This is a genomic window from Pseudomonas sp. MYb327 (genome assembly GCF_040438925.1).
Taxonomy (GTDB): Bacteria; Pseudomonadota; Gammaproteobacteria; order Pseudomonadales; family Pseudomonadaceae; genus Aquipseudomonas.
In genome coordinates, this window is sequence record NZ_CP159258.1 from 370,413 (window position 1) to 394,901 (window position 24,489).

Annotated in this window: 27 protein-coding genes; 12 read left to right on the plus strand and 15 right to left on the minus strand. The window is 55.5% G+C overall.

Annotated features, from left to right (window positions below; translation table 11 throughout):
- Positions 1–105: 105 nt before the first annotated feature.
- From ABVN21_RS01625 to ABVN21_RS01635, 3 genes are all read left to right on the plus strand, one after another.
- Complete coding sequence (locus ABVN21_RS01625) at positions 106–531, plus strand: nuclear transport factor 2 family protein (protein WP_339556116.1); 426 nt, start codon at positions 106–108, stop codon at positions 529–531.
- A 67-nt stretch (positions 532–598) separates the two neighbouring features.
- On the plus strand, positions 599–943 hold the full coding sequence (locus ABVN21_RS01630) for a YciI family protein (RefSeq protein ID WP_339556117.1): 345 nt from the start codon (positions 599–601) through the stop codon (positions 941–943).
- 1 nt (position 944) lies between these two features.
- The gene (locus ABVN21_RS01635; protein ID WP_339556118.1) at positions 945–2,177 is read left to right on the plus strand and encodes an RNA polymerase sigma factor; all 1,233 of its coding nucleotides are present in this window, start codon (positions 945–947) and stop codon (positions 2,175–2,177) included.
- A 117-nt stretch (positions 2,178–2,294) separates the two neighbouring features.
- Here the strand turns inward: ABVN21_RS01635 and ABVN21_RS01640 are convergent, their stop codons facing one another.
- Complete coding sequence (locus ABVN21_RS01640) at positions 2,295–3,149, minus strand: LysR family transcriptional regulator (protein ID WP_339556119.1); 855 nt, start codon at positions 3,147–3,149, stop codon at positions 2,295–2,297.
- A gap of 89 nt (positions 3,150–3,238) precedes the next feature.
- Between ABVN21_RS01640 and ABVN21_RS01645 the strand changes: the two genes are divergently transcribed.
- On the plus strand, positions 3,239–3,673 hold the full coding sequence (locus ABVN21_RS01645; RefSeq protein ID WP_339556120.1) for a multidrug/biocide efflux PACE transporter: 435 nt from the start codon (positions 3,239–3,241) through the stop codon (positions 3,671–3,673).
- Positions 3,674–3,793: 120 nt separating this feature from the next.
- Here ABVN21_RS01645 and ABVN21_RS01650 read toward each other — a convergent pair whose 3' ends face one another.
- Both ABVN21_RS01650 and ABVN21_RS01655 read right to left on the minus strand, forming a co-directional pair.
- Positions 3,794–5,407, minus strand: a complete 1,614-nt coding sequence (locus tag ABVN21_RS01650; protein WP_339556121.1) for an inorganic phosphate transporter — start codon at positions 5,405–5,407, stop codon at positions 3,794–3,796.
- A 166-nt stretch (positions 5,408–5,573) separates the two neighbouring features.
- The gene (locus ABVN21_RS01655) at positions 5,574–6,596 is read right to left on the minus strand and encodes a transporter (RefSeq protein ID WP_339556122.1); all 1,023 of its coding nucleotides are present in this window, start codon (positions 6,594–6,596) and stop codon (positions 5,574–5,576) included.
- Between the two features lie 472 nt (positions 6,597–7,068).
- On the opposite strand from ABVN21_RS01655, the gene ABVN21_RS01660 reads away from it, so the two are divergent.
- Positions 7,069–7,497, plus strand: coding sequence for a hypothetical protein (locus tag ABVN21_RS01660; protein ID WP_339556123.1), 429 nt, complete (start codon positions 7,069–7,071; stop codon positions 7,495–7,497).
- A gap of 57 nt (positions 7,498–7,554) precedes the next feature.
- On the opposite strand, the gene ABVN21_RS01665 is transcribed toward ABVN21_RS01660, so the two are convergent.
- Both ABVN21_RS01665 and ABVN21_RS01670 read right to left on the minus strand, forming a co-directional pair.
- A complete protein-coding gene (locus ABVN21_RS01665; protein WP_339556124.1) occupies positions 7,555–7,860 on the minus strand; it encodes a PepSY domain-containing protein in 306 nt (101 codons plus the stop codon).
- Between the two features lie 161 nt (positions 7,861–8,021).
- The gene (locus ABVN21_RS01670; RefSeq protein ID WP_339556125.1) at positions 8,022–9,149 is read right to left on the minus strand and encodes a glycerophosphodiester phosphodiesterase; all 1,128 of its coding nucleotides are present in this window, start codon (positions 9,147–9,149) and stop codon (positions 8,022–8,024) included.
- A gap of 197 nt (positions 9,150–9,346) precedes the next feature.
- On the opposite strand from ABVN21_RS01670, the gene ABVN21_RS01675 reads away from it, so the two are divergent.
- Positions 9,347–9,673 (plus strand): DUF2025 family protein, encoded by a 327-nt coding sequence (locus ABVN21_RS01675; RefSeq protein WP_339556126.1) that lies wholly within the window; start codon positions 9,347–9,349, stop codon positions 9,671–9,673.
- A 199-nt stretch (positions 9,674–9,872) separates the two neighbouring features.
- On the opposite strand, the gene ABVN21_RS01680 is transcribed toward ABVN21_RS01675, so the two are convergent.
- Both ABVN21_RS01680 and ABVN21_RS01685 read right to left on the minus strand, forming a co-directional pair.
- The gene (locus tag ABVN21_RS01680; protein ID WP_339556127.1) at positions 9,873–10,406 is read right to left on the minus strand and encodes a DUF1003 domain-containing protein; all 534 of its coding nucleotides are present in this window, start codon (positions 10,404–10,406) and stop codon (positions 9,873–9,875) included.
- A 125-nt stretch (positions 10,407–10,531) separates the two neighbouring features.
- Positions 10,532–11,143, minus strand: a complete 612-nt coding sequence (locus ABVN21_RS01685; protein ID WP_339556128.1) for a TetR/AcrR family transcriptional regulator — start codon at positions 11,141–11,143, stop codon at positions 10,532–10,534.
- Between the two features lie 215 nt (positions 11,144–11,358).
- On the opposite strand from ABVN21_RS01685, the gene ABVN21_RS01690 reads away from it, so the two are divergent.
- A complete protein-coding gene (locus tag ABVN21_RS01690) occupies positions 11,359–12,417 on the plus strand; it encodes an MBL fold metallo-hydrolase (RefSeq protein WP_339556129.1) in 1,059 nt (352 codons plus the stop codon).
- Positions 12,418–12,464: 47 nt separating this feature from the next.
- Here the strand turns inward: ABVN21_RS01690 and ABVN21_RS01695 are convergent, their stop codons facing one another.
- Both ABVN21_RS01695 and ABVN21_RS01700 read right to left on the minus strand, forming a co-directional pair.
- Positions 12,465–12,782 (minus strand): XRE family transcriptional regulator, encoded by a 318-nt coding sequence (locus ABVN21_RS01695; protein ID WP_339556130.1) that lies wholly within the window; start codon positions 12,780–12,782, stop codon positions 12,465–12,467.
- Positions 12,783–12,901: 119 nt separating this feature from the next.
- Positions 12,902–13,873, minus strand: coding sequence for a hypothetical protein (locus tag ABVN21_RS01700; protein ID WP_339556131.1), 972 nt, complete (start codon positions 13,871–13,873; stop codon positions 12,902–12,904).
- 116 nt (positions 13,874–13,989) lie between these two features.
- On the opposite strand from ABVN21_RS01700, the gene ABVN21_RS01705 reads away from it, so the two are divergent.
- The 4 genes from ABVN21_RS01705 to ABVN21_RS01720 are packed head-to-tail and all read left to right on the plus strand — an operon-like array spanning position 13,990 to position 16,579.
- Positions 13,990–14,295 carry an IS3 family transposase gene (locus ABVN21_RS01705; protein WP_008047186.1) on the plus strand — a complete coding sequence of 102 codons (306 nt, stop codon included), beginning with the start codon at positions 13,990–13,992 and terminating at the stop codon, positions 14,293–14,295.
- On the plus strand, positions 14,292–14,987 hold the full coding sequence (locus tag ABVN21_RS01710; protein WP_353637217.1) for an IS3 family transposase: 696 nt from the start codon (positions 14,292–14,294) through the stop codon (positions 14,985–14,987). The genes ABVN21_RS01705 and ABVN21_RS01710 overlap by 4 nt, the downstream gene beginning before the upstream one ends.
- A complete protein-coding gene (locus ABVN21_RS01715; protein WP_353637218.1) occupies positions 14,929–16,305 on the plus strand; it encodes an IS30 family transposase in 1,377 nt (458 codons plus the stop codon). Before ABVN21_RS01710 ends, ABVN21_RS01715 begins: the two co-directional genes overlap by 59 nt.
- A complete protein-coding gene (locus ABVN21_RS01720) occupies positions 16,289–16,579 on the plus strand; it encodes an integrase core domain-containing protein (protein ID WP_339555510.1) in 291 nt (96 codons plus the stop codon). The genes ABVN21_RS01715 and ABVN21_RS01720 overlap by 17 nt, the downstream gene beginning before the upstream one ends.
- A gap of 447 nt (positions 16,580–17,026) precedes the next feature.
- Here ABVN21_RS01720 and ABVN21_RS01725 read toward each other — a convergent pair whose 3' ends face one another.
- The 5 genes from ABVN21_RS01725 to ABVN21_RS01745 form a co-directional block, all read right to left on the minus strand.
- A complete protein-coding gene (locus tag ABVN21_RS01725; RefSeq protein ID WP_339555511.1) occupies positions 17,027–17,776 on the minus strand; it encodes a hypothetical protein in 750 nt (249 codons plus the stop codon).
- Positions 17,769–18,557, minus strand: a complete 789-nt coding sequence (locus ABVN21_RS01730) for a hypothetical protein (RefSeq protein ID WP_339555512.1) — start codon at positions 18,555–18,557, stop codon at positions 17,769–17,771. The genes ABVN21_RS01725 and ABVN21_RS01730 overlap by 8 nt, the downstream gene beginning before the upstream one ends.
- Positions 18,532–20,445, minus strand: a complete 1,914-nt coding sequence (locus ABVN21_RS01735; protein WP_339555513.1) for a hypothetical protein — start codon at positions 20,443–20,445, stop codon at positions 18,532–18,534. Before ABVN21_RS01735 ends, ABVN21_RS01730 begins: the two co-directional genes overlap by 26 nt.
- A 42-nt stretch (positions 20,446–20,487) precedes the next feature.
- Positions 20,488–20,709, minus strand: coding sequence for a hypothetical protein (locus ABVN21_RS01740; protein ID WP_339555514.1), 222 nt, complete (start codon positions 20,707–20,709; stop codon positions 20,488–20,490).
- 191 nt (positions 20,710–20,900) lie between these two features.
- On the minus strand, positions 20,901–21,386 hold the full coding sequence (locus ABVN21_RS01745; protein ID WP_339555515.1) for a very short patch repair endonuclease: 486 nt from the start codon (positions 21,384–21,386) through the stop codon (positions 20,901–20,903).
- Here ABVN21_RS01745 and dcm point away from each other — a divergent pair.
- Positions 21,352–23,097 (plus strand): DNA (cytosine-5-)-methyltransferase, encoded by a 1,746-nt coding sequence (gene dcm, locus ABVN21_RS01750; protein ID WP_339561670.1) that lies wholly within the window; start codon positions 21,352–21,354, stop codon positions 23,095–23,097. The two genes, ABVN21_RS01745 and dcm, sit on opposite strands and share 35 nt — an antisense overlap.
- Positions 23,098–23,201: 104 nt before the next feature.
- On the opposite strand, the gene ABVN21_RS01755 is transcribed toward dcm, so the two are convergent.
- On the minus strand, positions 23,202–24,449 hold the full coding sequence (locus ABVN21_RS01755) for a ribonucleotide-diphosphate reductase subunit beta (RefSeq protein WP_075945352.1): 1,248 nt from the start codon (positions 24,447–24,449) through the stop codon (positions 23,202–23,204).
- Positions 24,450–24,489 lie beyond the last annotated feature (40 nt).

Here is a 24,489-nt window from a genome sequence, read left to right on the forward strand (position 1 = left end):
ATTCTAGCGATTCCGGCGGTTTGGATTATTTTTATTTCACCTGTCGATTCGCCGGATCGCCAGACGACTAAGGGTGTCTTCCAGTAAAAACCACGGAGAACCACCATGAACTCGCAAACCCAGATTCAGAACCTGATCGAGAGCTATCGCCAGGCTGTCATGACCAAGGACGTGGAAAAAGTCATGGCCCTGTATGCCGATGACATCGTTTCCTTCGACGCGGTCAAGGCTTTGCAATTCAAGGGCAAGCCTGCCTATCGCGCACATTGGCAGGCTTGCATGGAAATGTGCCCCGGCCCGCACATTTTCGAGTTCCACGAAATCACCATCGAGCCGTCCCAGGAGATAGCGTTCGCCCATTGGCTGGCCCATTGCGGCGGCACCAATGACAAAGGCGAAACCCAGGCCTGCTGGATGCGTGTCTCGCAGTGCTATCGCCAGGAAGCAGGGTTGTGGCAGATCGTCCATGAGCACTGGTCGGCGCCGTTCGACATGGAGAGCGGGGCGACGTTGTTCAATCTGGAACCCTGATCGTCGGGAAGCAGGGCTAAGCTGCCGATCTGCAGCCATAGTTGAACCGTTCAATCGGGAGAGCGCGATGAAGTATTTATGCCTGGTCTACAGCGATGAGCACCTGCTGCATTCGCTGCCGGAAAGCCCCAAGGACGAGGAGTGCATGGCCTACGCCGAGTCGATCCAGGGCAGCGGCCGGATGGTCGCCGCCGAAGCGCTGGAGTCGGTGCAGACCGCGACCACCGTGCGCATGCGCAACGGCAAGGTGTCGATCACTGACGGCCCGTTCGCCGAAACCAAGGAGCAACTGGCCGGTTTCTACCTGATTGATGCAAAGGATCTGAACGAGGCGATTCAGGTCGCTGCGGACATCCCGGCGGCCCGGGTCGGTTGTGTGGAAGTGCGCCCCGTTCGCCAGTTGAATCCTTGAGATGACTTCGTCGGTCAAGGAACGGGTCGAGCAGGTTTATCGCCAGGAGTCGCGACGCATTCTGGCGACGCTTATCCGCCTGCTCGGCGATTTCGACCTGGCCGAAGAAGCCTTGCACGAAGCGTTTTTCGTCGCGCTCGAGCGCTGGCAGCAGGACGGCGTGCCGGACAATCCGCGGACCTGGCTGGTGTCCACCGGGCGTTTCAAAGCTATCGATGTGTTGCGCCGACGCGCCCGTTTCGCCGCCTCGCGACCGCTGTTGATCGCGCAACTGGAGGCGCTGGAGCAAGCCGACTGGAGTGACGAAGACGTGGAAGACGATCGCCTGCGCCTGATCTTCACCTGTTGCCACCCGGCGCTGGCGGCCGACGCCCAGGTGCCGTTGACGCTGCGGGAAGTCTGCGACCTGACCACGGAAGAAATCGCCCGCGCCTTTCTTTCCGCACCGGCGACCATCGCCCAGCGCATCGTGCGCGCCAAGGCGAAAATCCGCGACGCGAAAATTCCTTACCAAGTGCCGTCCCTAGCGGAATTGCCCGAGCGCCTGGACAGCGTTTTGCGGGTGATTTACCTGGTGTTCAACGAAGGCTATTCGGCGTCCATCGGCGCGCAAGTGACCCGCGAAGAGTTGACCCGTGAAGCGATCCGCCTCGGGCGTTTGTTGATGGAGTTATTACCGGAGCCAGAGGTGATGGGGCTGTTGGCGCTGATGCTGTTGCACGAGTCACGCCGGGAGGCGCGGACCTCGGCGACGGGCGAGTTGATTTTGCTCGATGAACAAGACCGCACTTTATGGAGCGGCGAGATGATCGCCGAAGGCTGCGCGCTGGTGGAACGGGCGCTGAGCTCCCGGCGCTTCGGTGCCTATTGCTTGCAAGCGGCGATTGCGGCGGTGCATGCCGAAGCGCCGTCGGTGGATGAAACCGACTGGGCGCAGATCGTCGGTCTGTATGACGTGCTGTTGCGGGCCGTGCCGTCGCCCGTGATCGAACTGAACCGCGCGGCGGCGATGTCGAAGCGCGATGGACCGTTGGCGGGACTGAGGTTGGTCGAGGCGATTCTGGCGCGTGGAGAACTGCTCGACTACCACTTGGCGCATTCCGCGCGGGCGGAGTTTTGTCGGCAGTTGGGGCGGGTTGAGCAGGCGCGAGGCGCATATGAACGGGCACTTGAGCTGACGCAGCAAGAGCCGGAGCGGCGGTTTATCGAGGGGCGGCTCAAGGCGTTGGAGTAGTGTGCTGTTTGCAGGCCCCGTCGCGAGCAAGCTCGCTCCTCCAGTTATCCGAGCTGATTGTGAGGACAGGGTCAAAATGTGGGAGCGAGCCTGCTCGCGATAAGGTCCGCAGAACCTTCACTCAATCATTTTGCCAAGTAACCAACTCCCTGCCGGCCCCGGCGGATGCAGTCGCGACCACAGCGCATCCACCGAAACGGTTTTCGGCCAGCCGCGCACCTGCAGTTCCTGCAACGAACCCAGCCCAAAACGCTCCACCAGCCAGCGGGGCAACGGCGCCCAGCCGAATCCACCCTGGGCCATTTCCAGCAACATCAGGTAACTCGGTGCCGACCAGACTCGACCCTTCGCCCGGCTTTCATACGGATTGACGATGGTCGCCAGACGCAGTTCGCGATGTTGCTGCAATGCATCCTGATCAACGTATTCCATCGCTGCCAAGGGATGCTCGGATGACACGAACAAGGCTATGTCCGTGCGTTCGTCCACCGTCGAATGGACCAGGTCTGGTGGATAGCTGTCCTGCATTTCGGCGAAGGCGAGTTGCGCCCGACCACTTTGCACGAGCGCCACCAAGTCATCGCATTCAGCGATCAGGCATTCGAGCTCCAGGTCCGGATATCGCTGCTCGAAAGCACTGAGTGACGCTTCGAAACGGTCGGACTGGTAAGTATCGGAAAGTGCCACGGTGAGCTTCGGCTCCACCCCTTGGGACAGCTGCGTGGCGGTCATTTCCAGACGGCTGGTGGCGGCGAGGATGTCCTCGGCCCTTTGCAGCATCACGTGCCCGGCCGGCGTCAGGGTCGGTTTGCGGCTGCTGCGGTCGAACAGCGTCAGGTTCAAGTCGATCTCCAGGCTGGACACCGCCGCGCTGATGGTCGACTGACTACGGCCCAGCTTGCGCGCCGCGGCGGAAAACGAGCCTTGGGTCGCTGCCTGGACGAACGCCAGCAACACTTCGTGGGAGGCCATGAACTATCGCCTTGATCGATGGTTAATAGTTTAGAAGTATCGATCTCGTATTGAATAATGGCAACCACAGTCACTCAAGGAGTTCGGCCATGAGCGCCAACAAATCCATCACTGAGCGTATTTTCCAGGCCATTGGTTTCGAACTGCTGGCTATTTTGATCTGTACCCCGTTGCTGGCCTGGATCATGGACAAACCGATGCTGGAAATGGGCGCCGTGACCGTGGTCATTGCCCTGTTGGCGCTGGCCTGGAACGTAGTCTTCAACGGCCTGTTTGACCGAGTACTCAAGCGCTTCGCCATTGCGCACAACGCTTGGGTCCGCGTGGTGCATGCGCTGTTGTTCGAAGGTGGGCTGGTCGCGTTGGGCGTGCCGCTGATTGCCTGGTGGCTGAATGTCAGCCTGTGGCAGGCGTTCCTGCTGGATATCGGCGTGCTGCTGTTTTTTCTGCCGTACACCTACGTTTACCACTGGATGTATGACGTGCTGCGCGAGCGAATGTTGATGGCTCGCCAGGCTTGCTGAATAGCGCTTGTGTGGCGAGGGAGCTTGCTCGCGCTGGCGCGCGAAGCGGTCCTGAATACTTGTGACCGCTGCCCAGCCGAGCAGGAGCCAGCTTCCTCGCCACAGTTTTTCCGCGATGGGTCAGAAAATCTGAGTAAACAACCAATACAAGCTACCCGACAACACAATCGCCGCTGGCAGGGTCAGTACCCAGGCCATCAGCAGGTTACGGATGGTCTTCATCTGCAAACCGCCGCCATTGGCGACCATGGTCCCGGCCACGCCTGATGACAGCACGTGCGTGGTCGACACTGGCAAGCCGAACATATCGGCGGCGCCGATGGTCAGCATTGCCACGGTTTCCGCCGCGGCACCCTGGGCGTAAGTCAGGTGAGTCTTGCCGATCTTCTCACCGACCGTCACCACGATGCGCTTCCAGCCGACCATGGTGCCCAGCCCCAAAGCGATGGCCACCGCAATCTTCACCCACAACGGAATGAATCGCGTGGAACTGTCGATCTGTTGCTTGAACAGTTGCAGCTTGTCGGTGGTGTCGGCGTCAAAGTTGCCGACCTTGTTCTTGTCCATCAGGCGAATGGTTTCGCTGGTCAGGTACATGTCGTTACGCACGTTGCCCACGGCTTCGGCCGGGACTTTCGACAGCGAACCGTAACCTTTGACCTCGGCGCCAATGCTGGCGGTCAGTGCGGCGAGCGCCGGCACCAGTTGTGGCGTCGCTTCCTTGCTGCGTACGTATTCGGAAAGGATTGGTCGCGGATCGGCCGGCGCCGGCAGTGGCGCACTTTTCACCAGTGCTTGCTGAGTGACTTCAGCCACCGCAGCAAATTGCAAAGCCTGGTCCGCTGGCATGGTGCGGTTCAGCGCATAAGCCATCGGCAAGGTGCCCACCAGAATCAGCATGATCAGGCCCATGCCCTTTTGGCCGTCGTTGGAACCGTGGGCGAAGGACACGCCGGTGCAGGTCAGGATCAGCATGCCGCGAATCCACCATGGCGGCGGGGTGTTGCCCTTCGGTTCCTTGTACAACGCACGGTTCTTGACGAAGGCGCGCAGGGCCAGCAGCAACAGCGCGGCACAACCAAAACCGACCAGGGGCGAGAGCAACAGCGCATAACCGACCTTGGTCGCCTGCGCCCAGTCGACGCCGCTGGTGCCATCGCGGCCGTGCATTAGCGCGTTGGCGATGCCGACGCCGATGATCGAACCGATCAGTGTGTGCGAGGAAGACGCCGGCAGGCCCAGCCACCAGGTGCCGAGGTTCCACAGGATCGCGGCGATCAGCAGGGCGAAGATCATCGCGAAACCGGCGGATGAGCCGACTTGCAGTATCAGCTCTACCGGCAGCAGGGCGATGATGCCGAAGGCCACCGCGCCGCTCGAAAGCAGCACGCCAAGAAAGTTAAAGAAACCCGACCAGACCACGGCAAAGTTCGGCGGCAGCGAGTGGGTGTAAATCACCGTGGCCACCGCGTTGGCGGTGTCGTGGAAACCGTTGACGAACTCGAATCCCAGGGCGATCAGCAGCGCCACGCCCAACAGCAGAAACGGCGTCCAGGTGGTTACCACCGTGCCGAGTTCGTTCATGTCGTGCATCAGGCTGTAGGCGGTGAACAACAGCCCCATGGCCAGCACGGCGAAAAACACAATAAGCGTAAGCAGGCTGGGTTTTTTATCGAGCTGCGGTTTGCCACTACTGACGGGCGCCTGGGCGGCGGTGAAGGAGGGCGTAGCCATGCCGGACATTCCTGAGGAGGGAAGGAGTGTCGTTCATGATCGTTGCCAAATGTTACAGGGAGACTGCCTTGGATCAGTGTTTCGCGGTTTTTACCTGATCCATTGATCTGAAATGAAGAACCTGTGGCGAGGGAGCTTGCTCCGTCGCCACGGTGATCGGAGTGAATCAGTAATCCTGCCGCTTGCGAAACGCCCATCGCCCGGCAATCACGGTAAAGGTCACCACCAGCGCCACGAGAATCCAGAACCCTTCCGGATCACCGGCCAGCGGCACCCCGCCGACGTTCATGCCAAAGAAACCGGCGATGATGTTGATCGGCAGCGCCAGCACCGTCACCACGGTCAGGGTAAACAGCGTGCGGTTGCTCTGTTCGTTGAGGTTGGCGGCGATTTCTTCCTGCAACAGCTTGATCCGCTCACCCAGCGCCGTGAGGTCGTTAATGATCAGCGCGAACTCCTCGGTGGATTTGCGCAGCTCCTTCACGTCTTCTTTTTGCAACCACGGCGGCGGTCGATTCAGCAGCCGCAGCAACGAACCCGGCTCCAACGCCAACAGCCGTTGCAAGCGCACCAGCACCCGACGATTGGCCCCCAGTTCGGCGCGATTGGTCGACAGTCGCGAGGACAGCAATTCATCTTCGACCTGATCGACGCTGAGGCTGGTCTTGCGCACGATCTGAGTCAGCACTTCGCCCTGATCGCGCAACAAGTGCACCAGAAATTCCAGCGGTGAACGAAAGCATTCACCGGCCTTCACCGACGAGCGCAATTTATCCACCGAGTGCAGCGGTTGCAGGCGCGCGCTGATGATCAGCCGACTGCGCACGCACACCCACAGCGTCGACACATCTGACGAGACCATGCTGCTGAGGTTGAACACCACATCGTTGACCACCGCCAGTAGCGCCGAGTCGACATGCTCGATGCGCGTCGACCGCGACCCTTCGTGCAAGGCTTCGAAAAACTCGTCGGGCAATTGCAGATGGCTTTTCATCCAGCGCTCGCACGCGGCATGGGCGAGGTTGAGGTGCAGCCAGAGGAATTCTTCGCTGTCGTCCGCTTGTTGCAGGCACTGCAACGCCCTCGCCGAATCGATCTCGCGCCCACGCTCGCCGGGGCGAAAACTGAATCCGTAAAGCAGGCCGAACGGATCCGGGTCGCGATGGCTTTGATCGATGCTGTGGTTCATGAGAGCTCGCAAGGGGAGGCGCCTGTCGCGAATTTTTACAGGTTCACTTGGACCGCATCATCGCAAGCGCTGATGACGGTTTTGTGACGATAAAGTGAACGCAAACGATTGTTCTATCGGTGCTCGGATTCGCCTCAAGAACCGCTCTGGCACGCCGATCCCGCTTGGGGTAAGTTGCGCGCCTTCGGCTAGAAGCCAACGCGGCAGACAGGGATGTCCGGACACTTTTCACGGCTTCACCGCGCGAGCCTAATTCCTGTCATGAGTACCTGGATAACGTGCAACGCACCGAAGCGGCGAGCAACAATTTGCACGGGTTGTCCGGGGAGTTGAATAAAGTCACGGCGCGCTTGAGCGCGTAATGAAGGCGGCTGTGTATCGGGTCGCTTACCGAGTGGGTACACAGTCGATCTCAATTGCCCGCCCGGCCTGTCGATGAAGGGGTTACCTTCGAACTACATTGGATAACCCCATGGTCAGCATCACGTCCGTTACGATCACGCAGCCCTTGTCGACCACTTCGACCAGCCCCAGCAGCACAGAAGACACGACCACGGCGGCAACGACGTCGGCGTCGACCGACGCCACCAAGGTTTCCGCTGGCGGCGCACCGGCATCGGGTGACAGCAGCTCCAGCAGCAGCGAAGAATCCGATTCGGTAAGAGAGCTGCGCCAGCAAATCGCCGAGCTGCAAAAGCAGTTGCAGGAACAACAGCAACAACTGCAAGCGGCCCAAGCCAAACAGGAAAGCGCCGATGCCAAGGCAGCCGACGTGGCGGCGGCTCAGTCACAGATATCGGCGACCTCCGCCTCGTTGCAAACGGCCACCGCTTCGCTGTTGCAAGCGTTGCAGGACGAGGGCGGCAGCACGTCCGGTTCACTGGTCAGCACTTCGGCCTGAATTGCAGATGCAAAAAAGCCGCACGTTTTTTATAACGTGCGGCTTGTGCGCTGTGCATCAGTCGTCTTTTTTGTTCTTCAGGACTTCGCCGGTGGCGGCGTTCAAATCCACATCCCATTCCACGTTTTGCGCGTCACGCAACTCGACTTCGTACTCGTAGCCGTTGAAGTGGTTGTCCAGGTCACTGTCGGTGATCGTGGCGCCCGGGTGCAGTTTCAGCACGATCTGGTTCAGCTCTTCGAGCGGCTTGATCTTGCCGTCCTTGACCAACTGAGGAATCTGGTCGACAGGAACATCAGCCTGGGCCAAACCAGCGGTGAGAGTCAGAGCAGCAGCGGCGAACAGGGCAGTCAGCGTCTTCATGAGGTTCATTCCTTGTGTGAACTGTTTAAGTGGAATCAGATTAACTGTGGCAACTTAATTCAGCCTTAATTCACAAACATCGCTGGCAAGCCAGCTCCTACAGGACGGAGTTGTTCACACCTCTCGCCAACGACCAGCGATGCAGGCGCCTCGGTCCCCGATCAATACCCGTTGTTTTTCAGCACCTGATCGACACTCGCCGCTGCCGGACGTTTATAGAACTTCAACAATTCACTGGCTCGATTGGTGAAGATCCCATCGACCCCGGCATCCATGACTTTCTGGTAATCCACCGCCTCGTCGATGGTGTAGACGTGCACCAGCAGACCCTGATCGTGGGTGTACTGGTTCATCCACGGCTTTACCAGATCCGCGTAACTCTGATCGCCACCCTTCGTCAATGCGGCGGACGGGCCGGTGCCGATCGCGCCCTGGGCCTTGGCGTAGTCGACCCAGCGCTGGAATTCGGCTTTGTCTTTCGGCTGCTGTTTGGCGTAATAAGTGGCTTTGTCTTTTTCGCCGGACTCGGCAAACGTTACTTGAGATTCAGGCTCGATGTTGCCTTCACCGACCCACAGCAGCAGGATTTTCGGTACCTGCGGCATTTCCTTCTGGAGCAATTCGAGACTGCTTTTTTCGAAGGTTTGCAGTATCACCTTGCCAGGGCCCTGGCCTATGGCCAATTCACTTTTCGCCAGTTTCGAACCTGCCGGACTCAACCAGCCACGCTCCTGCAGTTTGTCCTTGAGGTCACGTTCGATGCCGGGAAATTGCTTCGGCTCCTTGGTTTCAATGTACAGACCGGGCTTGTGCAGCGGGTTGCCCTGGGCGATGTCGATAATTTCATCGAGAGTGAGAATTTTCAGGCGGGCAAACGCAGGTCGCGCGCGATCCGGATAAGCCGCGTTGAACCAGCTGCCGGCATCCAGGGTTTTCAGTTCGGCCATGGTGAAGGCATTGGCCGGGCTGTCCTTGCGCTCAGGGAATTTGCTGACGACGTCAGTGGTGCGTTGCAGGTTGTTGTCGTGCAGGGCGAACAGCACGCCATCCTTGCTGCGTTGCAGGTCCAGTTCCAGATAGTCGGCACCCAGGTCGCGGGCGGTTTTGTAGGCGGCGGCGGTGGATTCCGGTGCATCGAACGACGCGCCACGGTGGGCGATCACCGCCGGGTGCGGGATGCCTGAACGGGTTGCCAGGGCATTGGGGTTTGGCTCGCTGGCGGCATGTGCCTGGACAAGGCTGAGCAACAGACTCAGCAGCAGGGCGCTTTTGCTGAAGGTAGCAGGCATGTCGAAATCCTTTCGCGATGGGTGGTCGGAGCCCTCTCTTTTAACAACTGAGCGTTACGAGCGCTATCGCCAAACCGACATCGATCTGTTCAAAGCGTTTTTTTGCAGTACCCTTAGCCCCGGCAATTTCCCCGGCAGAGGGAAATCCGTTCGCTGGCCTTGCGTGTAAACCCTCGATCACTTTCTGTGAGGTTTCCATGCGCATCACTTCCCAACTCATCTGCCAGGCTGCCGACCAACTCAAAGGCTTCGTCGGCCTCAATCGCAAGACTGGCCACTACATCGTCCGCTTCAGTGAAGACTCCTTCGGCATGGACGTAGCGGATGACGGCATCATCCCCACCAGCGAGTTCGTCTGGACCGCCAGCCCCGGGCAAACCATGACCCTCAAGCGTGAGTTGATTCAACTGCTGCTGGATCAGAACATTGACGACCGGATCAACATGACCGAACCGTTGAGGGTGTATATGAAACGGCGGGAAGTGCCGGAGATTTCGGCGGTGCGGAGTTTGGTGCAGAACTGAGTTTTGCTTTGCCAGTGCGGGACTCTTCGCGGGCAAGCTGAACTGGCCTAATGATTTTGGACACTTCAATCGGGCGCTATCATTGCGCCCAAATCTGAGGTGTTTGGCTATGCGTAAATCTTATTCGAGTGAATTTAAGCTCAAGGCTGCCAGCATGGTGCGGGCCGGGCTGCGTGCACTGGAGCTGTCGTGAAAATGCTCAGGGCTTTGGCTGATCGTTGCAAACGAAATGTTGATGCATCTCCGTCGTCAGGCTTTCGATACGTTCGGTCAGTTCTTTGGTCATCTGTGTCAGGCGGGTGTTTTGCTCCAGCAACGCCAACAGCTGCGCGGTGTTATGCGCGGCTTCGGCTTGCCGTTCAGTATTGGCAACCGCCAGCGCTTCACGGTGCTGAGCATCGGCTTCGGACTGCGCTTTGTCCCGCGCTGCCTGCCGAGTCTGAGCCAGCAAAATCAACGGCGCTGCATACGCCGACTGCAGGCTGAACGCCAGGTTGAGCAAAATGAACGGATACACGTCGAAGTGGGTAACACCGGAGACGTTGAGGATCACCCATAGCAGCACAATCAACGTCTGCGCCCCGAGGAAGGTCGGCGTGCCAAAAAAACGCGCAAAAGCTTCGGCACGCAGGGCGAATTTATCAGTGCCAAATGTCGGCGCCAGATGGGCATGTGGGCGATGGAAACGCAGGTGGTCGACGGGTGCGGCGGTGTCGCGGGTTGGCGTGATCATGGTGCTCTCGAAATGACATTGGGACTGAGGCTCACTATAGCCCCGACGCCAGTTTCATTCTGAAACACATTGCGGTGTTTGCTTCGCAGCTATTCACTGTTCGACAGGTCTGGCGAACATGTCATTTATTGCAGCTGATAACAGGCCAGGAACATGTCTAGCGCTGACTCCACAACGGCGGCTTGCTCCTCGGTGGGCAAGCTCGGACGGCCCATGGAAATCTGCGGCCAGAATGCAAAGCTTTTGAGCAAACCCTGGACTTGTTGGGCTGCGAACTCTGGGGCGACCGCTTTCAATCGACCATCCGCTTGAGCCGCACGAATCCACACGGTCAAGCCTTCTTCGCGTTCACCCATGCGAGCCACCATGCTCTGGGCACGCTCGGGAGAGTGAATGGCCGCGGCGATGGCGACTCGCGCCAGATCGAGAAAATTATCATCGCCCATCATTTTCAGTTTCGCCGTCAATTGCTGGCGCAATTGTTCGCGTAACGGTCGGTCGGTGCGGTAAGGCGCTTCCTGTTCCGCCGTCACTCGAACCCATAATTGATTAAGAATCTCGGCGAACAACTCTTCCTTGCTGGGGAAATGGTTGTACACCGTGCGCTTCGACACGCCGGCAGTGGCAGCAATCTTGTCCATGCTGGTGATGTCGAAACCGTTGGCACGGAATTCGGCAATCGCCGCGTGAATGATGGCTTCGCGTTTTCGGTCGGTGAGGCGCTGTGGAGCTGTCATAAGTACGCTTCGGCAGGAAAGGTTAAAAATTACACTCGGCAGTTTACTTGCGAACGGCTTTGCTGCAACCTTGGAACTACACTGTGCAGTGTAATGTTTTGTTAATGCTGCAACGTCAAAAATAGAGTTTCGGCTAATGCGTGCGTGCAGCGGCCATACATCGTCCCAAAGCGGAAAAGTCGTGAGACGTGCGGTTTTCCTGGAGTCATTCAGTCATGGCCAATTCAACTTCCCCGGCGGATAACGCCTCCACGCCTGAAGCATCGCTTCAGGTGGAAGGTCTCTTCCGAAACCATGCCCCTGTAAAGCGTGAAGGTTTTCGCAAAACCTTGCGCATCTTGTGGAACGTCATCTTCCACAAACCGCAAGACACCCGCCCGAGTGGTCAAGTTCCGGTACAACCCCTGACGCAAGCGGCACTGATTGCAGCTCCCAACCATAGCGTCTACCGCCTCGGCCATTCCACGGTATTGCTTAAGTTGCGCAACAAATTCTGGATCACCGACCCGGTGTTCGCCGAACGCGCCTCGCCTGTGCAATGGGCCGGACCCAAGCGATTCCATCAGCCACCGATAAGCCTGGAAGAGTTGCCACCGATTGAAGCAGTGATTCTTTCCCACGATCACTACGACCACCTCGATCATCAGGCCGTGCTGAAACTCGCCGATAAAACCAAATACTTCCTTACCCCGTTGGGCGTGGGCGATACCCTGATCAAGTGGGGCATCAATGCCAGCAAAATCCGGCAACGGGATTGGTGGCAAGGCACCGAAGTCGATGGCATTCAGTTCATCGCCACCCCGTCGCAACACTTCTCCGGCCGCGGCCTGTTCGACAGCAACAGCACCCTTTGGGCCTCATGGGTGATGATCGACGGCGACACACGCATTTTCTTCAGCGGCGACAGCGGCTATTTCGACGGCTTCAAACGCATCGGCGAACAATACGGCCCATTCGACCTGACCCTGATGGAAACCGGCGCCTACAACGTCGACTGGCCTCACGTGCACATGCAGCCCGAGCAAACCCTGCAAGCCCACATCGACCTCAAGGGCCGCTGGCTGTTGCCGATCCACAACGGCACCTTCGACCTATCAATGCACGCCTGGTACGAACCCTTCGACCGCATCCTGGCGTTGGCCTGGGAGCGCAGCGTTTCGATTACCACGCCGCAAATGGGCGAAGCGTTCAACCTGTTACATCCCCAGCGTGGTGAGGCGTGGTGGTTGGCGGTGGAAGGGGAGAGTGAGCGGGTGACAGTGCAGGGCGTGTGATGCACTTCAACCGGGCCGCTTACTGTTAAGCGGCCCGAGCAAAGCTCTCACTCCACCATCGCAAAATCCGACCGCCCAACCGGGTTCGGCGTAGACCCTCTCAAGTTCATCCCTCTACCCGGCGCAAACCCCGGGAAAAATACCAACCCTTCCGATTCAAACCGATACGCCAACGCCAACCGAGTGACATCCAGCACATCCTGCTGCGCTTCGAACCGCTCAATCGCGTCAACAGAAACCGAAGCCTCCCGCGACAACTCCTCCACACTCCAGCCCAGCATCGCTCGGGCCTGGGCGCAGTGAGCCGGGGTGAATTGGAAGAGGGCGATACGTTCCAGGGTGATTTTCATCGCTTGAGAGGCCATGGTGTTCTCCGGCTCGAGAGTGTTGATTCAAAATATACTGTGTTTTTGTACAGTTGTTTTGAGCCGGGATCAAATGCAATTTTTGATTTGTGTTTTTGGTCAGACGAACGGCGTGTGCTTTATTTACCCGCCAACCCCGGTGCCTCCCGCACCATAAAGTGATCCAGATTCTCGATGTTGGCGCTGAACACCCCGAACGTCTGCTCGGGGTTTTTCTTGCTCGGCACCTGCTTCAACTCCGGCGTCACGCCGTAAAAGAAACAATAGAGTTCCCGCCCGCTCTCGATGGCGTGCTTGATCTCTTCCAGGAACGCCTTGCGCTTGCGGTAGGTGTCGACCAGCTTCTTGCTCAGGTAAACATTGACCGAATACGGCTTCTTCTCGAACCAGACCTTCTTCTCGAAATCGATGCGAAAGCTCTGGGTGTAATCCTTGATCTCTTTGATCTTGCCCCAGTAAATCAGCCCCTTGTTGTCTTGCAGGTATTCGATCTTTTTGAAGAAGGATCCATAAGGCGCGGTGTGCTCGCCGATCTTCAGCGGCATGCGCTTGAGCAGATCCTTGTCGTCGAAATTCGACACGAAGCATTCCACCGGGTGGGCGAAGACGCTGGTCTTGTCCGGCGCCGACTCGCGGCTTGGCTGCTCAGTGCTGCTGGATTGCGAGGGGATTTGTGGCTCATCGCGTTGAACATCCGCGCCCGCTACCGGGCTGGATGACTTGCGCACATACGCACGGCGAGTCAGCAACAGCTCTGAAGGAAAATGCTCCTCACGACTGTCATCCGTTTCCGCACCATCAGGGTCTACGCCCGACGCCGGTGCTTTCAGGCTGACATAAGGACAACCCTCGACATGCCGCGTACTTGGCAGGTTCTTGAAGTGCGGCGTGCGCACGTAATTCACGTTCTTGGCGTTGAACGTCCCCAACTCATTGGCCGCATCAAAGGCTAAACGACACGCATCGTTGGGACACTGGAAATGCTCTTTCGCAGAATCGAACGCCATGGTCTCGTCGAAATTGAGATCGCGCACGTCATAGATCGACAGCTTGTCGTCGAGGCTTAGGCAGTAGGCGAGATCGAATTTCATGGCGGGGCTCGGGTCCGTGAGGGGGAAGGGTATTAATAACGGGAGGCGAGTTGAACTGGCCTAATAATTCCGGACACCTCTTAAGGGCGATATGATTTCGCCAACTTGGAGGTTCCATGAACGAAAGAAAGGTCTATACCCGCGAGTTCAAGCTGCATGCGGCCAGCATGGTGCTTGATGATAACTGCCCCGTGCCAGACGTTTGTGCATCGCTGGACATCGGCCCTACCGCTTTACGGCGCTGGGTCGATCAGGTTCGTAAGGAACGTGAAGGGCAGCCAGTCAAAGGCACCAAGGCAATCACCGAAGATCAGCGCCAGATCCAGGAACTAAAAGCCAAGATCAAGCGCATGGAGATGGAAGCCGAAATCCTAAAAAAGGCTACCGCTCTCTTGATGTCGGATCCCGATCGTTTTCGATGATCGCAGAGCTAAGAGAGTCATTCCCGACTGCCATTGTGTGCCGTGTTTTCGATGTGAAGCGCAGCAGCTTTTATGAGTGGATTCAGCGGCGCACCAAGCTGCGGCTCAGTCGCGAAGAGCTCAAGTCGAAAGTGGTTGAGCTGCACAGCGAAAGCCGGGAAGCCATGGGCTCCAGAATGATCAGCAAGGGCCTGAAGTCGCAAAACATAGCGGTCGGAAGGGAGCTGGCCAGAACGCTGATGAAAGAGGCCAACATTGTCAGTAAACAACGCCAGCCGCATCCATTCAGATCCAAAGGCGTTGAAGCATTTGTTGCGCCCAATTTGCTCAAGCGCAATTTCAAGCCGACTGCTGTCGATCAGGTCTGGTGCGGCGACGTTACTAGCCTAATGGTGGGCAAACGCTGGGTTCATCTGGCCATCGTGATCGACTTGTTTGCTCGCCGAGTGATTGGCTGGGCGTTTTCGCTGGTCAATGACGCCAACTTGGTCAGCAAGGCGCTACGCATGGCGACAGAGGTACGAACGTGCCCTGCGGGCCTGATGTTCCATTCGGATCAGGGCTGTCAGGGCGGATTCAACCGGTCGTCGCAACACCTTGATCGAGGTGTTTATGGGACGACCCGCAGGATGGATGCAAAAAATGACGGGCCGGGGAGCGATGCGTTCTCCAGGTGCACCCTCACTTCGTAATGAGATCGAGCGGCTATTTTGGGTGCAGATTGCAACAGGCATCACAAGCGAAAAGGCAGCACATGCCGTTGGCGTATCAACAGCGGTAGGTACACGCTGGTTCCGTCATCGAGGCGGGATGCCATTATTCATGTCGAATCACATATCAGGACGTTACTTATCGTTTGCAGAGCGAGAAGAGATTGGGCTGCTTCGAGCGCAAAGTGTTGGCGTTCGTGAGATCGCCCGTCGCCTTGGACGAAGCCCATCGACAATTTCACGGGAGCTGACACGAAATGCTGCTACCCGTTGCGGTCGGCTTGAATATCGAGCGTCAGTAGCGCAATGGAAGGCAGAACTGGTGGCCAAGAGGCCGAAACCAGCAAAGCTGGTCACTAACCCTCGACTGCACCAGTACGTACGCGACCGCCTTGAGGGCAAGGTTCAAGACGCCGATGGTCGTGAGATCTCTGGGCCTCGGCAAGCGCCCTTCAAAGGTCGAAATAAACCGCATCGCAGTGACCGTAAATGGGTCAATGGCTGGTCGCCCGAACAGATTGCCAACCGGCTCCAGATCGATTTTCCGGATGATGAATCCATGCGCATCTCTCATGAAACCATATATCAGGCGCTCTACATTCAGGGTCGAGGAGCTCTCAAGCGCGAACTGGTGAGCTGCCTGCGCTCAGGACGAGCATTGCGCGTGCCGAGAGCCAGAGCGCAGGCCAAAGTGTGGGCACACGTCAGCGAGGACGTCATGATCTCCAGTCGCCCTGCTGAGGTAGAAGATCGGGCTGTACCCGGGCATTGGGAGGGCGACCTGATCATCGGTCTGAACCGTTCTGCGATTGGAACTCTGGTCGAGCGCTCAACTCGATTTACCATGCTCGTCCATCTGCCCCGCGAGAAAGGTTATGGGCTAATTCCCCGCACGAAGAACGGCCCGGCGCTGGCTGGCTATGGGGCTGTTAGTATGGCCAATGCATTGAAGAAGACGGTGACTGATCTTCCCATCGAGCTGTGGCGATCTTTGACCTGGGATCGTGGAAAGGAGCTGTCGGATCACGCTCGATTTACCATCGAGTCCGGAGTAAAGGTTTTCTTTGCTGATCCACATAGTCCATGGCAGCGCGGCACAAACGAAAATACGAACGGCCTTCTACGGCAATACTTCCCGAAAGGCACTGACCTCTCTCGTTGGAGTGCTCAAGAAATACAGGCGGTAGCTCACGTACTTAACACTAGACCTCGAAAAACACTCGGCTGGAAAACACCTGCCGAAGCACTGAATGAGTATCTAAAGTCTGTACAACAATCCAGTGTTGCGACGACCGGTTGAATCCGCCCAGTACACCAGTCGCAAGTTTCAAGAGGAACTGCTGCGCCATGGCATTTTGCAAAGCATGAGCCATCGCGGGCAGTGCTGGGACAATGCTCCAACGGAGCGATTTTTCGGCACGCTGAAGTCAGAGTGGGTCCCTCGCAATGGCTACAGCCTGATCGAGGAGGCGAAAACCGATATGGTGCGTTTTTTCCTGTACTACAACCGCACCAGGCTCCACAGCTACAACAACTACCTGTCGCCAATAGCCATGGAGCAAAAAGCGGCATAAACACCGTAACCGGTGTCCGGGATTACTTGACCAGTTCAAATTGAGAGCCTAGGGGGTCAACGCAGCATGGTCAACCCTTCAAACTCGGCAATCATTTTCAGCCCAAAAGATATGGTGGCTTCAGACTTGTGCGTCTCTTGAATTCGAGAGGTAGGCGATCTCTATTTTTTGTAAGGCATTCCCAAATGGTCACAACCTTCAACCCTGCCCCGCGCTTGCTGATTTTTTTGAGAGGTCTTTCAGCATTTTTCATCAAGATTGCTCTGCCAGAAGTTGATTCTGTGGGCAGTGTGCGTATTTGCACTTGGGATGTTGATTCCAAAGGCTGCCATGCACGAAAACCTCCTCGGATTACGCGAGAGGTTGACGTGCAGGCTCGAGCAATCCTGGGCGATGTACGAGACTGCGCACAACCTGTTCCTGAGTGCGCAGTTTCGGAACGGTTGATCAGTTCCCCTCACGCCATTTGACGTACTCAGTAGGCAGCAGCGTCGCAATTTCGTCGCTGTCCATTTGACGCAAATTGTAGGTGCGCTCGAATTGTTTGAAGGTAAAAGGTAGGCGACGGATGCCACCTAACCCCGCTTTACTCTTCGGATCGCAGCGATCTTTCTTCTGGCGCTGAGAAGTCACCCCCTTTTTTATCGATCCATCCGGCATGGCGTAAAGCGAATTGGCTACCGGCCAAAAACTTCGATGGGCGTAGATTTCCTGGCGTGACGTCATCTGTTCGGCCATTTCACCCCATGGGGATCTCAGGGAACCCAAGGCAACCTTGGCTGCCGTCCCATGTAGGCTTACCAGGTCCCATGCAGTTCGAGCAACTAGGCGGTAAGCCAGTCGCGGAGACTGCATGATGTAGTGCGGTTTTGCTAAAGGCTTTCCTATACCAGTGCCTCGACCTTTACTCACTAGGCTTTCCATGAAAGCTAACGAAATCCATGCCCACATACCATGATTTGACAAGAGGGAAAATCGGTCCACTCTGCCTACAAAAACTTGGTTTGCTAGATATTCCCCCAGCTCGAAACTGGTTGAAAACCTTCTGGACAAGTCGATTGGGTATTCACCATCAACAACATCGGTAAAAGTATCGTCCGTCAAAAGCTCTTTTGGAGCTGCGCTGATAGGGTTATCGATCCATGCTGCAAGCTTGGCGATGCCGACATCACTCAGTGCTCGGACTTGGTTAGTCATGACTGTTTCCTTCCATCTCTGCCAAAGCCTCAGCCATGTGGTGTTTGAAAATTCCCTTTGCAGCGAACCTCGTGACAACGTCATCGGCCCAAGCCTCTTGAGCTAGGATGTCGTCATCCTCAAACTCGATGGGAGGATTTGCACCCAATGTGGAGATGAAGTCAGCCCATTCTGCAATCCAATTTTCCGGGTCATCGAGTGCCGATGGATCTTTTGCAATTGCAATTGCAACTTGGCGCATGACTTCAGGCATAACAAGAGCGCCAAACCAAGGTTGATTTACTGCAGAAGCGGCCGTAGGGAATAAAGATCGTTCCACTAGCACATTCGGTTTATCGCCTGTCCCCCTTCCCTCTGGAAGTACAAGTTTCCAAGCGATGCCGTGCAGATCGGTGGGCTCAATGTCCACTAGGCTGGAGCCGAGATTGCCGGCCTCATCCAAAGCCCTGACATTGTCCGTGTATCCGATGAGCCGTGATTCGCCCGGTTTGTTAAAAATGAACCTGAACTTCAATGGCTTATCTGTAGCAATATCCCGGATGCTCGTAGGGGTTTTCTTGAACTCAGACAAGGGACCAAGTTCGAAATATTCTTCCGTACTTCCTGCATGGACAATGCAGCCCAGCAGCACGGAAGGATCAAGATCAGCCGCTTCGTAATCGAAGCTATCCAACCAGAAAATTCTACCGTCAGAGGACTCATTCCTGACTCGTACCACGAAGTGCTTCTTGTCGATCTGTCTTAAACGGGTTGGGTTAGTTGTCCTCGTTATTTGCCCCATCGGACACCTCCTGATACTTCACGCGGATTTCAAGCTGGCGGTTGCTATCAAAACCGGCAACTGACAGCCAAGAGTTTTCATCGTCCAAGCGGAAACTCATCGTATTAAGTGCAGTGGTAGGCTCGGAAATCCTCGAATGCTCGCGTGGATACAACGATTCATCACCTATCCAGAAGTCGGCGGCATCCCACAGCTTGAACGCGTCTCCCACCACAGTGGCGTAGGCCAGAGTAATTTTGCAATCGATCGGGAAACTGAATCCTTCCGCTGCATTCGCACGAACCTCGAATCCTTTCTCAAGAATCTTGAGTACGACAGGTTTGGGTTTTGGCTTCGGAATTTCTTTCGGCGATTGTTGTTCACCCTTAGGTGTTTCCGGCGTAATCCCGCCTCCACCTAAACGTTTGGCAGGTTCGGAAGCCGGATCGGCGAAGTAAATCGCCAAGGCGGTGTCATCCTTTTTGCCTTCCGGTGAGATCAGTTGCACTAGTCGAAGCGCTGCATTACGAACTGCATTCAGCGCATCATTGGGCGAAAAATATTGAGCCACGACCTTCGGCCGCTTAGCATTCCAGTTGCGATGGGTCGGTTCTTCGGCTGCCACTAGCAAATCGGAAAGCTTGGGATCCTGAATGAAGGTAAGAGCCATCACCGGGACGATGATTCGTGCTGCTTTTAATCTCTTCTCGCCATCGATTCCTAAGTCTTGCCGAACGAACAGCTCTTGGCTTTTTTCTGCACTTTCGTCTTGCTGGAGGAAAACTCGGAATTTTGCGGTTGAAGTTTCTTTCGGTTGTTTCTTTTTGACAGGGATAAGGAAATCCACCGAAACCATTTCGGAGTTGCCGAATTTTTCCTTCAATGATGTCAGCTCAGTTTCCTCAAATGCACCTACTGTCAACCTCGCTTCTTTCGACCACGAATCCTTTGCCGTGGCAGTGACCACTTCATCCGCAAACTTCGCGGTTAGTGCGAGAAAATCGCGGTAATTCCTGGTCAGCCGGCAATCCGCTCCCATGTTATTCGCCACATCGGCGATACTTGTCGAATCCAAAGTAATATTGCCGACTTTCACCACTAGACGACCACGATTGATGGCGAAAAAGAACTCGTTGACCACGGCATTCCGCAACGCCTTTTCCGTGATGTCACCCGCCGGCATAGGGACAATGAAGGTCGTTCCGGCTTCTTGTTCCCTCGCTAATCCAAGTTCGCCCTTGATTCCGTCAAGTACCTGAGTTTTGTCGATTGGGACCGCCAGTTCGTTCGGGTCACTGATCGCTCCCCACCTCGCCTCCTTTGCCCAGCGCCTATTGTCGTCGGGCAGTTTATAGTTACGTTTGAAGCGGCAGCAGCCGAAGATAAGTTCGATGTCATCTGATTTGCGCTTAGTTAGAGCAAAAACGCTCCTCAACTTGCTAGCTAAGTACAAGGTGATTTTTCCTTGGCCAGCTCCACCATTGGATTTTGTCGTTTTCGCGCCTTCGCCTTCACGGAACCAGAATGCATTCCAATTTTCGGTCGAGCCTTCAGATGACGAGTCCGTGTAGCATCCCTCCAAACCGGTCGTTCCGAAATCCTCGATGACAAGAAACGTCATTTCGGTAGGGAGTGCATCGCTTTCTATCAACTCGCCGGCTAGGAAGTGAGTTTTCCAATCATCTGAGAAGATGGATCGAGCGAACTTGGTGGTAGCCAAGTCCACCGTGACCAGCTTGTATTCGACGCGAACAACGCTTTCGCTGCTTCGCGCATCCAATGGATTCTGCAGAGTTTCACGGACGAGGATTTCAACGCTGGTACGCTCTTCATCCGCAAAATTGTCGTCTGAAATGCTAGACCCTGAAGTCTCGTTCGGATTCAGCGGGCGGAACTGCCAATGAGCCACAATCAATTCTCCCTATTCGTAGTAGTTCCAGAACATTCACTGCTATAGCTTGAAGTCGCCACCAGCCGCATTTTCGGCGTCAGAGAAGCGCATTTTTGCCTGATCAAGCTCTTTCTGTAGAGTCTTGAAGATCTTTTTGATGTCTTCATCTGTAAAACTGTATGCACTTCTATTTGAAAGGTTTCCGATCAGACGGACATCGTTGAGCGCACGATTTACGCGTTGCTCTGCAAGCCTTACAAATTTTTCTCTTTTTTCTGACATTTGTTCCTCACATTTCCTACAGGACAATCAGATATTTCTACAATCTATGTCAAATATTTAGGAAATATTTGAGTTTTCGTCAAGTTTTTTTTGCGGTCTGCCGGCATTCGCCCAGTTAGGGGCGGTTGCGGGGGCGGGTGCTTAAGGGGGGGAAGTCGGAGCTAGTCAGGTGTCTGTATGTGAGCGTTTTGTCAGTCTGGCTCGTCTACGTGGAGAGATTCAGAGGCCTTTCCCATAAAGAGGTCAGGCCAAGAGACGGTTTTTTGATTACAATCTCTGATCGCATCCAGAATCCAGATCATTTCGGTTTCTGGGCCACGTATGCCGCATTCCCACAGTTCGAAAACGCGCCACCCTGATGCCAGTAGGCTCTCTTTGTTCTTGGTATCCCGGGCGACGTTCTGGTCAAATTTTGTTCGCCAGAATTCGTCATTGGTTCTCGGGGTGGTTGCATACCGGCAGCCGGGGTGCCTGTGCCAGAAGCAACCGTGAACAAAAATGCAGACCCGATAGCGCGAGAGCACCAGATCGGGCCTTCCGGGTAGATTCCGTTGGTGTAAGCGATACCTGAAGCCATGCCGATGCAGCATGCGCCGGACTATTTTTTCTGGCGTAGTATTGCTACCACGGATGCCAGCCATCATGCGAGACCTGACTTCTTTGCTGACTATGTCCATGAATGACTCCCAGATAAATTTGAATCTTCCAGAAGACGAGACTCCGGAAACTATCGGATGTCTCAATGAGCCAATTCAAGTCGTAGACCTCTTTGCCGGCCCCGGAGGGCTTGGCGAAGGTTTTACTTCCTTGGGTGAAGGCAAACGCTTCGAGATCGTTATTTCTGCGGAAAAAGACCCAAAAGCTTGGCAAACCCTTCGATTACGAGCTTTCTACCGACTGCTTAAAGCTCGAAGGCCCGACCTCCTTTTTGAATATTACAATTTCTGCAATGATCCAATGGCCCCCGAGACTTTCAAGCCAACTGTCGATACAGAGCACTTTTGGGACTTAGCTGGAGAGGAAGCCCAATGCATTACTCTGGGAAGCAGAGAGGGTAATACAACTCTAGATGACGTTCTGGACGCCAAGCTGAAACATAAGCGGCCATGGGTTTTGATCGGCGGGCCTCCCTGCCAGGCCTACTCGATTGTGGGGCGAGCGCGAAATCAGTCCAAGGTCGACTACAAGGCAGAGGAAGACCAGCGACATTTTTTGTACAAGGAATACCTGCGAATCATTCGGGATAGACAGCCCACGATGTTCGTTATGGAAAATGTAAAGGGAATTCTCTCTTCTAAGGTTAACAATGAGCGGATATTTTCGAATATTTTGAAGGACCTTTCAGACCCCGGCCAAGCACTTCACTTAGAAGGAGTGAGTAAAAAGTACCGTATCTACTCATTGGTGACCGGTAGCTCCTTTGGGCCTGGAGAGGATGTGGAAAAAATTGATCCAAGAACCTTTATTATCAGGGCAGAGGATTACGGTATTCCCCAAGCGAGGCATCGAGTAATCCTTTTAGGTGTTGCTACAGATAGTCTTCCGGCTTCGAATGACTGGGTAAAACTGGCTTGTGGAAAGAAGAAAGAGTCGCAAGTTTCTGTAGGGCAAGTGCTGAGCAATCTGCCTAGGCTTCGCAGTGGTCTTTCAAAAACAGCAGATAGTCAAGCAGGGTGGGTTGATGTCGTAACGGAGCAGTTGAATTATCTTAAGAGCCAGACTAATCCTGTTGACGTAAAGCTCTGGGGGGCGCTTCAAGACCTGACTAGGACCTTCGAGGGGCCGAACGTGCCGGTAAGCCCTGGTGGGAAAAGGGTAAAAAGAAAAGATTCGAGGGATGATGGCTCGACCGATAATCCGAGCTTGGATGAATGGTATTTAGATAAAAATTTAGGCTATTGGCTAAATCACGAGTCTCGTGGGCATATGCCGACAGATCTGCGTAGATATCTATTTGCTGCGGTCTACGCCAAACTTCGGGGTACTTCGCCTAAAGGTCATGATGGATTCTTCTTAGAGGGGCTGGCGCCTGATCATAAGAACTGGAAAACAGGGAAGTTTAGCGATCGATTTAGAGTGCAAGTCGAGGATAGGTACGCTACGACCATTACAAGCCATATTTCCAAAGATGGGCACTATTTCATTCATTACGATCCGACTCAGTGCAGGAGTTTGTCTGTTAGGGAGGCCGCTCGTATCCAGACATTTCCAGACAATTATTTCTTCCAAGGCAGCAGAACCGATCAGTTTCACCAAGTTGGGAATGCAGTGCCACCATTATTGGCGTCAAAGATATCGAAGGTTGTGTTTGGCATCCTATTCGACAAGGTAAGGGATTACGACCTGCGTTTTGCTGAAGAGGCGAAGGGCGAAGAGAGCTGCGTCTAAATTGTTTGAGAGTTAGCGACTGAAACTAAAAAACCCCGATAGGTCGGGGTTTTTTAGTTTTGCTACTTAAATTTTTACTAGCGAGTCACTAGCAAATCCAAGGATCAATCCCAGCTCAAAGCCCCACCAGTCTGATACTCAATAACCCGAGTCTCAAAGAAGTTCTTCTCCTTCTTCAAGTCCATAATCTCGCTCATCCAAGGGAACGGGTTAGTCGTCCCTGGATACTCTTCCTTCAGACCAATCTGGCTCAAACGACGGTTAGCGATGAACTTGAGGTAGTCCTCCATCATCGCCGCGTTCATGCCCAGTACGCCGCGAGGCATGGTGTCACGTGCGTATTCGATCTCCAGCTGAGTACCCTGCAGAATCATCTGGGTCGCTTCTTCCTTCATCTCGGCATCCCACAGGTGCGGGTTTTCGATTTTGATCTGGTTGATCACGTCGATGCCGAAGTTCAGGTGCATGGATTCGTCGCGCAGGATGTATTGGAACTGCTCGGCGACGCCGGTCATTTTGTTGCGGCGGCCCATGGAGAGGATTTGGGTGAAGCCGCAGTAGAAGAAGATGCCTTCCAGAACGCAGTAGTAGGCGATCAGGTTGCGCAGCAGTTCTTTGTCGGTTTCGACGGTGCCGGTTTCGAACTTCGGATCGGAGATCGAGCGGGTGTATTTCAGGCCCCAGGTGGCTTTTTTCGCGACCGATGGGATCTCGTGGTACATGTTGAAGATCTCGCCTTCATCCATGGCCAGCGATTCGATGCAGTACTGGTAGGCGTGGGTGTGGATCGCCTCTTCGAACGCTTGGCGCAGGATGTACTGGCGGCATTCCGGGTTGGTGATCAGGCGGTACACGGCCAAGACCAGGTTGTTGGCAACCAGGGAGTCGGCGGTGGAGAAGAAGCCGAGGTTGCGCATTACGATGCGGCGCTCGTCGTCGGTCAGGCCTTCCGGGTTTTTCCAGAGGGCGATGTCGGCGGTCATGTTGACTTCTTGCGGCATCCAGTGGTTTGCGCAACCGTCCAGGTACTTCTGCCAGGCCCAGTCGTACTTGAAGGGTACGAGTTGGTTGAGGTCGGCGCGGCAGTTGATCATGCGCTTTTCGTCAACGGCGACACGGGCGGAGGCGCCTTCGAGTTCGGCGAGGCCTTCGGCGACGTCGAGGGAATCCAGGGCAGCTTTGGCGCGGGCAACGGCAGCGGAGTCAGCGGCGGTTACGGCGCGGGCTTCGAGGGCGGCGGCACCGCCAGCGCTGTCGAGACGGTCCATGTTGGCTTCGGTGGCGTGGCCAGCGTTAGCGCTCTTGACTGCTACTTCCGTGTCTTCTTTGTCGAATTCGTCCCAGCTCAGCATGACGTGTCGTCTCCTGCGTGAGGGCCAGATTGCCCGTGTG